This is a genomic window from Salinivibrio sp. SS3, assembly GCF_001722105.1.
Taxonomy (GTDB): domain Bacteria; phylum Pseudomonadota; class Gammaproteobacteria; order Enterobacterales; family Vibrionaceae; genus Salinivibrio; species Salinivibrio kushneri.
This window is the reverse complement of record NZ_MEBQ01000033.1, coordinates 16,748-29,984: the sequence shown is the minus strand read 5'-3', so window position 1 is coordinate 29,984 and position 13,237 is coordinate 16,748. Positions and strand designations below refer to the sequence as shown.

The following is a 13,237-nucleotide window of genomic DNA, read 5'->3' as shown; positions in this document are numbered from 1 at the left end:
GTGGCTCAACGAGTCGTTCTTCTCGAAGGCGCTAATACTCATGCCTGTTTCTCCTCACAGACCACACAACGTTGTGCGCAGGGATCAATTTCAAGGCGCTTCGGGTTGATCGGTTCATCACAATCCAGACAAAACCCATAATCCTCATCTTCAATGCGTTTAATGGCTGCTCTAACCTGTAATAAGCGTTCTTTTCGACGCCTCTTTTGTTCAAGCGCCATTTGTTGGCCCTGCATCGCATCCATTCGCGACAAGCGGCCGACACTTTGTTGGTCTAGTGTAACCGTACTATCCGCCCCATTTTGTTCTCCTACCTCTAGTTCAGCCAACAGCTCGGCTTCTAGCGCGGATAACTGAGCATGAAAGTTATTAAGATCCATACTTGAATTCCTTAGCTATTAGTATTTGCCTTAACCAGAGGCTTACTATGACATTTTCCTCTATAGAGAGGAAATCATGCGGCTCGATACTCTCTGATAGTGACTAATAGGCAAATCCTAACTGAGTTGACGATGCTTTTTAGCGCAGGTTGGTGAGGAAGCAGGCATTCATTGGAATTTTCACACCTGCCTAACACACAAATCGGCTGAGATGCGCTAGGCTTTGCGCCCTCTCAATATCACAGACAATAACAACAATATGAATCCAGTCATGTCAGCGCCAACCAAGATGGCGTTACGCTTCCCCAAAGGGCGATTCGCCATGTTAAGTGTGTACAGCTTTACCGGCGCCGCCATTGTGGCTTCTACCATTTTTTCCCTACTGCTTTTTTTATCCCTTGACGATAACCCGCTGATGCAGTGGTTGTTCGGGGCACTGGCAGTGATTTTTGAAGCGGGTAAGTTTTATGCATGGTACGAGTTTGGTGAGCGCCGGGCGCACGGCAACTATGTGGGCGCCCTGTCAGCCTTGGCTTTTTATCTCATTTTGGCCTTAATCTCGATTGGCGGCAGTATTGGCGGCATCAATAGTGCCACCAATGCCGCGCAAAGTGAGCAGCGCCAAGCCCAAGCGCAGATTGACGCTTATAACCGGCAAATCAACGCCATCGAGCAACAAATCACGTTGAACAATCAAGCCGCCGAGCGTTATATCGAATTGGATAGAATTGCGACGGGTGTGGCGCGATTACAAAAAGAAAACAACCAATTACGCAAAGAGCAACAGCAGCTCGCGTTAGAGCGCGATAGCTTACCCGCGGTGGCACAGGGATCCATCTTGGGGTTGATTAGCAATCTTGCGAACACCTTGGGCGTCAGTGCCGATCAGGCCCAATCTTGGCTGGTGATTTTTCTCTCTGTGTTGCTCGATGTATTCGCCGCTTTCTTTGTCGGCGTGATTGGTGAAGAGCAGCGTTTCCGCCATTGGTATCGTCAACCACATGCCACACCCCCTACGCCTCTGAACACCAAGGAGTCTTCTCGTGTTAATGAGATAGACACGGAATCCACCACGCCTTCAGAGGTTCCTAACGAGGATGTAGATTCGCCTTATGCCGATATCAAAGCCGCGTTAGCCGCCAAAACGTTACGTTGTAGCAAGAAAGCCGTGATGGCGGAGTATGCACTCAGCCAAGAGGCCGTCGATACCCTATTTACCCACTTACAACAACAGGGATTGGTCGCCAAAAAGCCGAACCACCATTATCACTGGGTGGGTTAAGCCAACAGCGTCAGTATACCGCTGAGTATCATGGCGGGAAGCCCACTTAAAAACAGCCACAGTCCGAGCTTGTCATCGGGCTGTGACGATGAATCGAGCACCATCGCGTGCTGTTGAGCCGTGAGCGCCCGCTGGGTCACTGAATCACGGCACCAATAGCGGCTTTTGTAACGACTGTACGTCACAAGCCCCGCCGCCGACCAAACGAGCCCCCCGACGTAAAATGCACCATCCCCAAACGTCGTCAATGTGACCCATCCCACCTGCCATGCGCCAACCACAGCGGCACTGGCTATTGCCGTTGACACTAACCAAACATAGAGAAAATGCACGCTTGGCGATGTTGATCCCTTCAGGCGATGCGGTGCTTTCATCGTGTTTCCTTTCTGTGTCTTAGTGAGCCACTCTGGCTGTTGATAATCCCATCTCTTTGCGGCATGGCGGTGATGTGATACAAACAGTTTGTAAGTTTGTTAATCAGTACGTTATCTGATCTTTTAGCACCTTACCGATAAAAACAATTTATAACCAAGCAAATACAACAAAAAGGTGATCTATGCATAAGGCTGCACAAGAGGTGCATGCGCCAGAGGCATCACTATGGCGCGCATTGGGCGATGTTAGTCCGCTGTGCCTCGCCGTCCTGCCTTGGGGGATACTCTGCGGTTCATTAGGGCTGCAAATGGGATTCAGTGCGCTGCAAACACAAGCCATGTCATTACTGGTTTTTGCAGGGGCGGTGCAGTTGTCTGGCACCATGATGGTGGGCAATGCGGCAGGCTTGCCAGCGGTGCTCGGTTCCACACTGGTGATTAGCGCACGGCACCTTCTCTATGGTGCCCACTTTCGTCAGTACATCACTCCCTTGCCGCTTAAATGGCGTCTCGGCCTCGGCTTTTTACTGACCGATGAAATGTATGCGCTTTCAACCGCACACACCAGCAAACATGGTAGATTTTCTAAACACTACGCCCTGTATACGGGCGCCGCGTTTTATATCGGTTGGAACCTTGCCACCTTGGCGGGGATTCTAGCGGGCTCTCAGCTGAAAGCTTTGGAAGCCATCGGGCTCGACTTTGCCATTGCGGCCACCTTTATCGCCCTGACCGTACCCAGTATAAAAACCCGTCCCGTGCTACTTTGTGCCTTGGCAAGCGGTATCAGTATGCTGCTGTTCACCTATTACCACATCCCTAACGCATTAATCATTGCAACTGGCGTAGGTATGGTCGCAGGGCTAATGACTGAATCGTTACCGACACGGAGGGCAGCAACATGAGTTACTGGTTAATCCTCGTCGCCATGGCGCTGATCACCTTCTCAGTGCGTTATCTGCTGCTGGCGCGTAGCATCCCTGTGCGCATTGGTCCGCGGTTGCAACGACTCCTTACCTACTCGGCCCCGGCGGTTCTAACCGCGTTATGGGTACCGATTGTCTTCTTTCCCGAGGATAAGCTGGCTATTTCGACCACCAATCCTTATTTACTAGGTGCTTTAGTCGCGATCGGTTTAGCCTGTACCCGGTTATCCACCTTGTTAGTGGTCGGACTATCGATTAGCTTTTTTGTTGCCCTTCAGCTGTGGGTTCTGGGATAAATAGCGATAATAAACCAACCAGTGCGATGCCACCATAGCAAGAGGCAGGGTCATCACTCTGCCTCTTGGGTTTATTCGCCTCTTGGCTCAGAGGCTAATAAATTTATAATTGATTGAGTAACCGTTGGTTATGCTGTGTTCTGCGCCCGTTGTTGCACGCGCGAGACATGGACTAGGCCCATCAATTTGATACTCGGCTTCAGTAACAATTGCGCGCTACCCACAATAAACAACCATGTTCCGCTTTCTATTAACGCATCATTGAGAAAAAAGAAGCTCCCGATCAAAAACCAAATCGCAATTAGCAAATCGTTAAATGCCCCCAACGCTTCATAGCGACGCTGGATCACCAAATGCTTATTACCAATATCAATATCCAGTTCTGGGCCATTGCGCTGTATCATCTTGCCTCCTCTGGACCTTGGTATTAACAATCAGGCGTTAAATGGTTTGTGGCATTAACAATCAAGGTGTTGCCGTTTAATGCCTAGCATGGTTATCACCATGTTGACAACAAACATGACTGCACTCAATCCTAAAAACAACCAGGCTAGCGGGATGAATGCGAACGGTTCGTTTGGACTGCCGTTGGCAGCAATGTGTGGCGTGGAAAGGTTGAAGGCGAGCAGGCAACCCGTGCCGATGAGGAAGAGGATAAACGAGGTACGAAAGTGTCGCAGTAGGGTTAACATAAAACCTTTTTCTGTTGCTTCAGTATCCTTTAGGACTGAGTACCACAGCAAAAGTTCCATTCCTCTCACATTTTTTTCCAAAAAAACCGCTACCTTGCATGATGCGTGGGTAGCGGCTGATTCATTTAGCGTCTTGGTCGACGGTGCATCAAAGCTTGTACGTCGATACCTTGTCGCTCAGCTGTGTTGCCTGACTACGCAGATTATCCGCCTCTTGCGAGGTATCGTTAGCACTGCTTACCAGGTGCTCAGACACATCTTTGATAGAGGTGATGTTTTGTGTGATTTCACTTGTCACATGGGTTTGCTCTTCTGCCGCGGTCGCGATCTGCGTCGCCATATCACTGATCTGATTGACCGCTGCATCAATCTCACTCAGAGCTGCCGTTGCTTTATCCACATCAGACACAGAATCGCCCGCCAACACTGAGCTGCTTTCCATGGTCGATACCGCGCTTGCCGTCGTGGTTTGCAACGTCTCAATCGTGGATTTAATTTCTTCGGTCGAAGCATGGGTACGCTGCGACAGAATACGCACCTCGTCAGCGACGACGGCAAAGCCTCGCCCTTGCTCACCCGCACGCGCTGCCTCAATGGCCGCGTTGAGTGCAAGCAAGTTGGTTTGCTCCGCAATCCCTTGAATGGTCGACAGTACCGTCGAAATCTCCTGCGAGTGTTTATCTAGTTCGGCAACAATAGTGCTGGCTTGTTTCAACTCATCTGACAACCGAGTGATCGATGTTTTGGTATTTTCAACCACCGCACGCCCATTATCAGTACTCGCGGTCGATTCTTGCGCCGTATTCGCGGTGTGTTCAGCATGCGAGGCGATCTCTTGTGTCGCAGAGGCCAACTCGGTGACGGCGGTGGCCACCATGGTCACTTCTTGCTGCTGCTGATTAATGTCATCCACGTTGCGGCGTGCCCGTTCCGTACTGCTGTCCGACTGCGACGTGAGTTGGTCGGCTTGCTCGCGAATATGGCTAATCAACTGATGCATACTCCCCACAAAGGTGTTGAAGTTTTTCGCCAGTTGCCCCACTTCATCTTCACTTTCAACGTCAATGCGTTGAGTCAGATCACCGCTACCATGGGCAATTTGCTCGAGGGCATTAGAGACATTGGTCAACGGTCTAAATAGAATATTCACCAGCAGATTGAACAGCAGCGTACAGGCAATAACCACTGCAATTGTCACCGCAATTTGCCCCCAGACTGCATCAAACAGTGGCGCGACTAAGGAGTCATAGTTAATCACGGTGACAGTGATTAACCCGGTCTCTTTGATGGGTTTGGCATATACCACACTTTCTTCCCCACCCACGTCGGCCATCACACTTTCACCGGAATTCATGGCGGACTTCACCGTACTAAAAGACAAGCCTAGCTGGTTAATTGGCTCCTTGAGTAAGTCGGTGTTCGCGTGGGTAAAAATATTGCCTTCGCTGTTGGCGATAAACATATAGCCATTACCCGGCAAGATCACCTTCTCGAGACCTTCGATAATGTCACCAATTTCAACATCCGCCCCGAGTACCAAGGTGTCGCCGTTGAACTGGAGCGCTTTACCTAACGACACCACATTGGCGCCGGTTGCCGCTGCAACCGTCGGATTATCCATAAACACACTCGACGGGTCCGCTTTGGCGTTGATATACCAACCCCACTTACGCGGATCGTCATTACCCGGCGGTAGTACAACGCCATTCGCGTTATCCTGGCTGCCATCTGGGTAGGCGAGGAAGACGTTGTCAAAGCCACCCGCATCGCGCACTTGCTTAAGGTGGGTGACCATATTGTTCTCATCGGCCTCGCTGGTCAGTGAGGTCATCGCACGCTCTTTTGAAGCAACCCAGTCAGACACATATTGATTGTATGATGCCGTGGTACTTTCCAGCCGCTGTGCCACTTCGGTGTCCAACCGGGCAAGTGATGCACGAAACGATAACGCTTCAACGAGCAAACCACCGATAATGATGGCCACACTCGCCGACAGCGCGAGCTTGTGTTTGAGGGAGAGTTTTTTAAACATAACTGCCTTGTTTGTGTGTCATAGTGTTTTAATAATGATTTTAGTAAAACAGCGTTATTTGCCACCCGCAAAATAAGCGCCATACAACTGATAGGTATATCACAACAATTGTGTAAGAGAATTACTCAAGCTGTTGTCAACAGGCGATAAAATAACCAAGGTTATGCAACGCCTCTGGCGTTAAGCCTCTAGGCAACGGCTTGTCAATGCCAAGGCTAGCAGCCCAGTTAGCTCAGATACTGCGCCAGATCAGAGAACGGTAACAAACCCAAGGAAAGTCACTTAACTATCAATCACTCCCTCCTCGCAACTTTGAAAGTCCTAAACTACGCTTTAACTAACTGAGATAAACGCGAATAGGGGCGAAGTGAATGGACTTGTTTGCAGATCAACGTGACGGCGCATCTCCCAAGTCTCATGAGACCAATTCAGCATCTGGTGCAGCGCCATGGCGTATACTGCTGATTGATGACGATGATCTGATGCATGAAGTCACACGGCTTGCGCTAACGGGGTTCACGTTTCAAGGACGTCCTCTAGAAATTCTATCGGCTCTGTCTGGGCAGGAAGCTAGAGAGATTCTCGAAAAAGAAGCTGATATTGCGCTCGCATTGGTTGATGTAGTCATGGAAACCGAACATGCGGGCTTAGACTTAGTTCGCTACATACGCGACGAGAAAAATGACCACGTGATCCGCTTGGTATTGCGCACCGGACAAGCCGGCCAAGCACCAGAAGATCGGGTGATCCGCGAATACGACATTGATGATTACAAAGAAAAAACGGAGCTGACAACCCAGAAGCTCAAAACCCTGCTTTATTCGATGCTCCGCTCTTATCGTGACTTGTGCATGATTGAGGAGCAAAAACAGGGGCTCAAACGGGTGATTGAGGCCTCTGCAAACGTACAGAACACCACCAATTTACAACACTATGCCACCGCGGTGTTGGAGCAATTAACCTCTCTCCTTCACATTCATGACTCCGCGTTTTATTGCGTGGTACAACCGCGCCCCGGTGCTGAAGAGTCACGTGCGCTGACGTTGGCGGCGACGGGAGAATACGTCGACTGTTACAGTGAGTGTGCGTTTGAGAAGTTACCTAAAATCGTCTCAGAGCGATGCCAGCAAGCACTCGATGAACAACAAAGCATTCAGTTTGACAATGGCTTTGTCCTTTTTCATCGCGACGATGAAGATGTCGAGTTTTTATTGTACGTCAATCATGCCACAACGCTCTCTGAGCTGGACCAACAGCTGCTTAAGATCTATATGCAGAATATAGGCCTAACATTCGAAAACTTAAGCCTTATGGTCGATTTGCGTGAGACCTCGAAAGAATTGGTCTACAACCTAGCCAATGCAGTCGAAGCGCGCAGTAAAGAAACCGGTGCCCATGTGCAACGGGTGTCTTTGTTCTGTGAAAAGTTAGGCCAACTCTATGGTCTGGACGAGCACAAAACCATGCTGCTCAAACACGGCTCCCCACTTCATGATGTCGGTAAAGTCGCTATCCCCGACGCGATTTTACACAAGCCGGGAAAACTCGATGCGGATGAATGGGAAACGATGAAAAAGCATGTCGAATACGGCGTCGAAATTCTCAGCCACTCCAAACGGCGCTTGATCGTCGAAGCCAAAGAGATTGCTGCCACCCACCACGAGAAATGGGACGGAACGGGTTACCCCAATCACCTCGAAGGCGAATCCATCCCAATTAGTGGCCGAATTTCAGCACTGGCCGATGTATTCGATGCCCTTGGCTCAAAGCGGTCGTACAAGGAAGCATGGACGGATGATGATATTCGCCAAGAGCTGATCGCCCAGCGCGGCAAGCATTTTGAGCCCAAACTGGTCGATTTACTCCTTGAGCATTGGGACGACTTTGTCGCTATTCGTGCTGAATACCCAGATTAGCCATGGCCCTTAACGGGCCTTTTTATGACCACACTTTTTATTTCAGAGGCGTTTCGCGACGCGACGTCAGTTATTCGTCTGCCTACGCCATCACGGTGTACAACCATGGTGACATCTCATCCATGCTATAAATCACGCGCCCTAGTCACCACTCCTTACGGTGAGGGCCGTTTTTTCTTCTACACTTACCGTATCCGTCCCGACTTACGCGCTTAACACGTATGAGCCGAAACCAAAAGTTTGATGACAGCATTCGTAATCCGTTCTTCAGTTTAGTGGGAAGACGCATTTTGCTGATCATGATTTTGCTCAGTGGCTTTTTCACCATTTTTACCACCTTGCTGCAAACTTATTGGGATTACGATGAGGCTTTTGACCGAGTGGATAGCCGACACTATGAAATTGAGCACGTTCATGCCGAATTACTCGCCAGCTCGCTTTGGATTTATGACTTAACCAGTGTTCAAGAGCGCATTGATGGGTTAATCAACCTACCACACATTGATTATCTGGCGCTGCGGTCGGAAAACTATCTTTTCGAGGCGGGGTCACCATTAGATGTGAGTAAAGTGGTCAACGAGTATCCGCTGCAGTATGACGACCCAGATACAGGAAACACCCAGCGGATTGGCACCATCTATGTCGAGTCCAACACCAATGCCATCTATAACGATCTGATGCAACGCTTTTTTATCACACTGCTATTGAACGCGATAAAAACACTCATGGTGTGTTACCTCATTTTATTGGTGTTTCACCATACCGTCAGCCAACGCGTGTTTAAAGTGGCGCAGTTTTTACGTCAGTACAATCCACTTGACCCTAAAGAAGAGACGCTGACCCTCCCCCGTAAGCGCTATATCATGGAAAAAGAAGACGAACTCGACTGGCTGGCGGCCGAAACCAATAAAATCACCCAAAATATGTCAACGCTCTACCGCAATATTATGCTCGAGCGCGAGCGCTTAGCTGACTTTACCCATGTTTCTTCAGATTGGCTGTGGGAAACCGACGCCGACCTCAAGTTGACCTTTTGCTCTGAGCCGATGCGATTGGCGTTTGACCTTAATCCCAAACAATATCCGCACCTTGACAAGTTACTTTCTACTGTCGGTTGTCATCAATTTATGGCCAATCTTCACCGACAACAGGACTTTTCGATGTGTGAGGAGATCGTACCCGTTGAGGGTGAAAGCCGTTATTTTGTCTTTCAAGCGCTTGCCCATCACGGTATTGATGGCTTTCGCGGGTTTAGAGGCACGGGCATCGATATCACCGCGCTCAAAACGGCCCAGTTTGAACTGGAAACATTGAACCATAACTTGGAAGAAACCGTTGATGAGCGAACCCGTGAACTTCAAGAGAGTATGGAACACTTAAAAGCGGCGCAAGAACAACTGGTCGAGTCGGAAAAGCTTGCGGCACTCGGGAGCTTAGTGGCAGGGGTGGCGCATGAAGTCAACACACCTTTAGGCATTGCGGTCACCGCCTCGTCAGTGATTAAAGATATCACCCACACGCTCAACCAGGCCTTTGAGGAACAAACGTTAACCAGCACACAGTTTGCTTCTTTGATCAAACAAGTGAACGACAGCGTGGTCATGCTGGAACATAACCTCAAGCGTGCGACCCATCTTATTCGTGACTTTAAACAAACCGCCGTCGATCAAGTGTCAGAAACGCTCACCGAATTTGATGTCAAACAAACACTAGACGCACTGGTTGCGAGCTTACATCCAGAAACCCGTAAAATTCCGGTGGCTCCCGAGGTCAGCGGAGAGCGTGGCATACTCATGTATAGCTTACCCGGCGTCGTTACCCAAGTGATCTCTAACCTCGTCATGAATAGCATCAACCATGCCTTTGACGAGACGGATAACCCGACAATCACGATCGAATTTGAAAGGCAAGAAGACCACCTCTACCTTTGCTATCAAGACAATGGCTGCGGTATCGAGCCATCCCTTCACCACCGAATTTTTGAACCCTTTTATACCAGTAAACGGGGACGTGGTGGCTCAGGGCTCGGCCTCAATTTGGTCTTTAATCTCGTCAAGCAAAAGCTAGGCGGCGAACTGCAATTTGAATCAGCGCCCGGGCAAGGCGTCAAGTTTATGTTTTTGATCCCATTAAGTTTATCCAGCGAAGCAACACAGTACGCCAGTGAGAGTAAAGATTAAGGTAATGGATATCGAATGGAAAAACTAGAAAGGTTTGAACAGGGGCTCAAGCACCCGCTTTTCAGTATTGTTGGCCGCCGAATCATTCTGCTGATGGTCTTACTCAGCAGTTTTTTTACCATATTGACCACGCTACTGCAGCTATCATGGGATTATGAGGAAGCTTTTGACCATGTTGATCGCCGCCATGCGGAAATTCAAAATGTCCATGCCGACTTAATCGCATCGTCTTTATGGGTGTTCGACCTTGTTAGCGCACAAAATCGACTCAATGGCCTCGTCAATCTCCCCTATATCGATTACCTCTCGATTGAATTTGACGGTGTCGTACTCGATGCGGGTAAGCCACTCACCACCACCAGCGTGGACAGCCAAGCTGAACTCAGTTATTTCCATCCCGACACTGATCGCCGGATTCATCTCGGCACCCTACGCGTAAAATCTGACGCGCAAAAAATCTATGATCTCTTACTGCAACAGTTTGTTGTCACCCTCCTACTCAACGGGGTCAAAACTCTAATTGTTTGCTCACTGATTTTATGGGTCTTCCATCAAAGCGTCAGCCAACGCGTATTTGCGATTGCCAAACACTTGTCTCATTTTGACCCTGTGGAGCCCATCCACGAGCCATTGCAGTTGACACATCGAAAGTTGATTATGGAAAAAAGCGATGAACTCGACTGGCTGGCGGACGAAACCAATAAAATCACTTTACGCATGACCAACCTCTATAAGAATATCGCATTAGAACAGGCGCGATTGTCGGACTTCACTAACGCCGCTTCAGATTGGTTGTGGGAAACCGATGCCACGCAGCGACTGACATTTTGCTCTGAAGCGATGCAAGTCGCGCTCGCGATCTCGGTCGAAAACCACCCTAAGGTAAAGTCAGTTCCCGTACTGAGCCACTGCACATCACTGATACACTGTTTGGACACATGCGATGATTTCACCATGTGCGAAGAAAAAATCACCTTGGGAAAACACACCTACTATTTTGTGTTCCAAGGGATAGCACATTTTACCGGTCAAGGCTTCACGGGTTTTCGCGGCACCGCGATTGACATCACTGAGCTTAAAACGACCCAGTTGGAACTCGAACAACTGAATCAGAGTTTAGAAGCGACCGTTGACGCGCGAACCCAGGATCTCGCGCAGAGTATGGAGAACCTTAAAGCTGCGCAAACTCAACTGGTGGAGTCCGAAAAACTCGCCGCGCTGGGGAGCTTAGTCGCCGGCGTCGCGCACGAAGTGAACACCCCCCTGGGGATCGCGGTGACGGCTAATTCAGTGATCAAAGACGCGGTTTCCACACTAAACAGCGCATTCGAGCAAAAAACCTTGACCAGTGAGCAGTATTCGGCCGTGATGAAGCAGGTCACGGATGGCACGAATATGCTGGAAACCAACCTCAATCGTGCGGCACGATTAGTGCGTGATTTCAAGCAAACAGCGGTCGACCAAGTGTCTGAAAGTCGAAGTCAGTTCCGTCCGGTGCAAACGCTTGAAGCATTAATGGGGAGTTTGCGCCCCGAAACGAAAAAAGTGCCGGTGGCACCGATTATCGAAGGTGACCCTCATCTTGCCATGAGTAGCCTGCCTGGGGTGCTGACCCAAGTTGTCTCCAACTTAGTGATGAACAGTGTCCGCCATGCCTTTGAAGGTATTCCCGAGCCGGACATAAAGATTCATATCGCCGATAAAGGCGAGACCGTAGAAATCCGCTATACCGATAATGGCGTCGGGGTTGCGCCCGAACTTCACCAACGTATTTTTGAGCCCTTCTATACCAGTTCACGCGGTAAAGGCGGTTCAGGGCTCGGCCTTAATCTCGTGTTCAATCTGGTACACCAAAAACTGCAGGGCAAACTTCATTTCGATTCCAATATCAATCAAGGGGTTACCGTGGTGCTCAGCCTGCCTAAGTTTTTGACAGAAACCCCCGCGCCACAAACTGAAAGTTCTACCGGATAGTCCCTGTCTACTCATAAAGGCGCACAACAAAGGATATAACGATGCAATGGTTAACAAAGTGGTTTCGTTCCGATGTGGATAGTGTTCAAACACAGCGCTTGTTTCAAAGCCTATTAACACTGGCGTGGACCGTTGAGGCAAAAGACCCCTACACAGGCGGCCACCTTTGGCGGGTGTCTCAGTTTGCATCAGCGGTCGCAAAAGCAGAACGGTGGTCGAAAGAAGAGCAGGCCATCGCGACCCTAGGTGGCTTTTTGCACGACTTAGGCAAAATCAGTGTGCCTGATGCCATCTTAAAGAAAACAGATAAGCTGACCGATGACGAATTTGCCATCATCCAGAGTCACCCCAATGAGGGGATGTATATCTTGGAAGGCCATCCATTAGGGCCCATTGTGCGCAACGCCGTCGGGTTACACCACGAACGGGTCGATGGCCGAGGATACCCCAACAAATTATCCGGTGATGCCATTCCTGCAGAGGCCAAGCTTATCGCGATTTGTGATGCCTTTGATGCCATGACCAGCCACCGTCCTTATCGACAAGCCATGCACAAACAAAAAGCGATTGACATTGTCGAAGAGAATCTTGGCAGCCAGTTTGATACATCAATCGGGCAACGGTTTGTCAACCTCGCCAAAGCGGGCGAATTTGACGCCATCATTGCGCATACCGATGAAGGGATCCCCCTGCATCACTGCCCGACATGCGGCCCGACGATCACTCGTTATCGTGATGATGCGCCAGGGCAACTTCTTCATTGCCCACTTTGCTTACAGCAAGCAAAACTGGTCATCACAGACAACACATACGACTTAGAACCCACTGGTGTCCAGATTCCCGCCTCACAACAACGACGAAGACCTGATACGGGCCTGATTAAACGCGTTATCCAACAGACAATTTCCACCCTCCCCACGCAGGCACTGCTTGAACGTGCTGAGGGTGGACGTTAAATGAAACAACTCTTTAGGACGTTAATTCAACCCAGCGTAGCGCTCAATGCACTCAAAATCGCATTGGTAGTCGGCACTGTACTCAATGTGATTAATCAGGGGGAGGCTATTTGGGGCGAGGCAGACTTACGTATAGGTCACGCACTACTCAACTATCTAGTGCCTTATTGCGTTGCCAGCTATAGTGCGGCTAAACACCAGCTAGATAAACAAAAATAATAAAGAGCCA

At 49.6% G+C, this 13,237-nt stretch carries 13 protein-coding genes; 8 read left to right on the top strand and 5 right to left on the bottom strand.

The window, feature by feature from the left end:
• Positions 1-38: 38 nt before the first annotated feature.
• Complete coding sequence (locus BGL48_RS11075; protein WP_069362692.1) at positions 39-380, bottom strand: TraR/DksA family transcriptional regulator; 342 nt, start codon at positions 378-380, stop codon at positions 39-41.
• A gap of 271 nt (positions 381-651) precedes the next feature.
• Here BGL48_RS11075 and BGL48_RS11070 point away from each other — a divergent pair, with 271 nt between their 5' ends.
• Positions 652-1,662, top strand: coding sequence for a Preprotein translocase subunit SecY (locus BGL48_RS11070; RefSeq protein WP_069362691.1), 1,011 nt, complete (start codon positions 652-654; stop codon positions 1,660-1,662).
• On the opposite strand, the gene BGL48_RS11065 is transcribed toward BGL48_RS11070, so the two are convergent.
• Entirely contained in the window at positions 1,659-2,036 is a 378-nt protein-coding gene (locus BGL48_RS11065) for a hypothetical protein (RefSeq protein WP_069362690.1), read from the bottom strand. The genes BGL48_RS11070 and BGL48_RS11065 overlap by 4 nt on opposite strands.
• A 182-nt stretch (positions 2,037-2,218) precedes the next feature.
• Here BGL48_RS11065 and BGL48_RS11060 point away from each other — a divergent pair, with 182 nt between their 5' ends.
• Positions 2,219-2,941: an AzlC family ABC transporter permease gene (locus BGL48_RS11060; protein WP_069362689.1), complete on the top strand. Its 723-nt coding sequence runs from the start codon at positions 2,219-2,221 to the stop codon at positions 2,939-2,941.
• Positions 2,938-3,258, top strand: coding sequence for an AzlD domain-containing protein (locus BGL48_RS11055; RefSeq protein WP_069362688.1), 321 nt, complete (start codon positions 2,938-2,940; stop codon positions 3,256-3,258). The genes BGL48_RS11060 and BGL48_RS11055 overlap by 4 nt, the downstream gene beginning before the upstream one ends.
• A gap of 128 nt (positions 3,259-3,386) precedes the next feature.
• On the opposite strand, the gene BGL48_RS11050 is transcribed toward BGL48_RS11055, so the two are convergent.
• The 3 genes from BGL48_RS11050 to BGL48_RS11040 form a co-directional block, all read right to left on the bottom strand.
• Complete coding sequence (locus BGL48_RS11050; protein ID WP_069362687.1) at positions 3,387-3,662, bottom strand: YrhK family protein; 276 nt, start codon at positions 3,660-3,662, stop codon at positions 3,387-3,389.
• Between the two features lie 54 nt (positions 3,663-3,716).
• Positions 3,717-4,010 (bottom strand): DUF3955 domain-containing protein, encoded by a 294-nt coding sequence (locus BGL48_RS11045; RefSeq protein ID WP_077459259.1) that lies wholly within the window; start codon positions 4,008-4,010, stop codon positions 3,717-3,719.
• Positions 4,011-4,098: 88 nt separating this feature from the next.
• Positions 4,099-5,982, bottom strand: a complete 1,884-nt coding sequence (locus tag BGL48_RS11040; protein ID WP_069362686.1) for a methyl-accepting chemotaxis protein — start codon at positions 5,980-5,982, stop codon at positions 4,099-4,101.
• A 371-nt stretch (positions 5,983-6,353) separates the two neighbouring features.
• On the opposite strand from BGL48_RS11040, the gene BGL48_RS11035 reads away from it, so the two are divergent.
• The 5 genes from BGL48_RS11035 to nrtS all read left to right on the top strand — a co-directional run bounded on the left by BGL48_RS11035 (position 6,354) and on the right by nrtS (position 13,227).
• A complete protein-coding gene (locus tag BGL48_RS11035) occupies positions 6,354-7,898 on the top strand; it encodes a DUF3369 domain-containing protein (RefSeq protein ID WP_069362685.1) in 1,545 nt (514 codons plus the stop codon).
• 221 nt (positions 7,899-8,119) lie between these two features.
• On the top strand, positions 8,120-10,078 hold the full coding sequence (locus tag BGL48_RS11030; protein WP_069362684.1) for a sensor histidine kinase: 1,959 nt from the start codon (positions 8,120-8,122) through the stop codon (positions 10,076-10,078).
• Between the two features lie 15 nt (positions 10,079-10,093).
• A complete protein-coding gene (locus tag BGL48_RS11025) occupies positions 10,094-12,052 on the top strand; it encodes a PAS domain-containing sensor histidine kinase (protein ID WP_069362683.1) in 1,959 nt (652 codons plus the stop codon).
• A gap of 41 nt (positions 12,053-12,093) precedes the next feature.
• The gene (locus BGL48_RS11020) at positions 12,094-13,008 is read left to right on the top strand and encodes an HD-GYP domain-containing protein (protein WP_083238564.1); all 915 of its coding nucleotides are present in this window, start codon (positions 12,094-12,096) and stop codon (positions 13,006-13,008) included.
• Positions 13,009-13,227, top strand: coding sequence for a nitrate/nitrite transporter NrtS (nrtS, locus tag BGL48_RS11015; RefSeq protein WP_069362682.1), 219 nt, complete (start codon positions 13,009-13,011; stop codon positions 13,225-13,227).
• Positions 13,228-13,237: the final 10 nt, after the last annotated feature.

Bases quoted from the DNA above. Each gene is read 5' to 3' on its own strand.
- BGL48_RS11075 (WP_069362692.1), bottom strand. From the start codon at position 380: ATGGATCTTAATAACTTTCATGCTCAGTTATCCGCGCTAGAAGCCGAG.
- BGL48_RS11070 (WP_069362691.1), top strand. From the start codon at position 652: ATGTCAGCGCCAACCAAGATGGCGTTACGCTTCCCCAAAGGGCGATTC.
- BGL48_RS11065 (WP_069362690.1), bottom strand. From the start codon at position 2,036: ATGAAAGCACCGCATCGCCTGAAGGGATCAACATCGCCAAGCGTGCAT.
- BGL48_RS11060 (WP_069362689.1), top strand. From the start codon at position 2,219: ATGCATAAGGCTGCACAAGAGGTGCATGCGCCAGAGGCATCACTATGG.
- BGL48_RS11055 (WP_069362688.1), top strand. From the start codon at position 2,938: ATGAGTTACTGGTTAATCCTCGTCGCCATGGCGCTGATCACCTTCTCA.
- BGL48_RS11050 (WP_069362687.1), bottom strand. From the start codon at position 3,662: ATGATACAGCGCAATGGCCCAGAACTGGATATTGATATTGGTAATAAG.
- BGL48_RS11045 (WP_077459259.1), bottom strand. From the start codon at position 4,010: ATGGAACTTTTGCTGTGGTACTCAGTCCTAAAGGATACTGAAGCAACA.
- BGL48_RS11040 (WP_069362686.1), bottom strand. From the start codon at position 5,982: ATGTTTAAAAAACTCTCCCTCAAACACAAGCTCGCGCTGTCGGCGAGT.
- BGL48_RS11035 (WP_069362685.1), top strand. From the start codon at position 6,354: ATGGACTTGTTTGCAGATCAACGTGACGGCGCATCTCCCAAGTCTCAT.
- BGL48_RS11030 (WP_069362684.1), top strand. From the start codon at position 8,120: ATGAGCCGAAACCAAAAGTTTGATGACAGCATTCGTAATCCGTTCTTC.
- BGL48_RS11025 (WP_069362683.1), top strand. From the start codon at position 10,094: ATGGAAAAACTAGAAAGGTTTGAACAGGGGCTCAAGCACCCGCTTTTC.
- BGL48_RS11020 (WP_083238564.1), top strand. From the start codon at position 12,094: ATGCAATGGTTAACAAAGTGGTTTCGTTCCGATGTGGATAGTGTTCAA.
- nrtS (WP_069362682.1), top strand. From the start codon at position 13,009: ATGAAACAACTCTTTAGGACGTTAATTCAACCCAGCGTAGCGCTCAAT.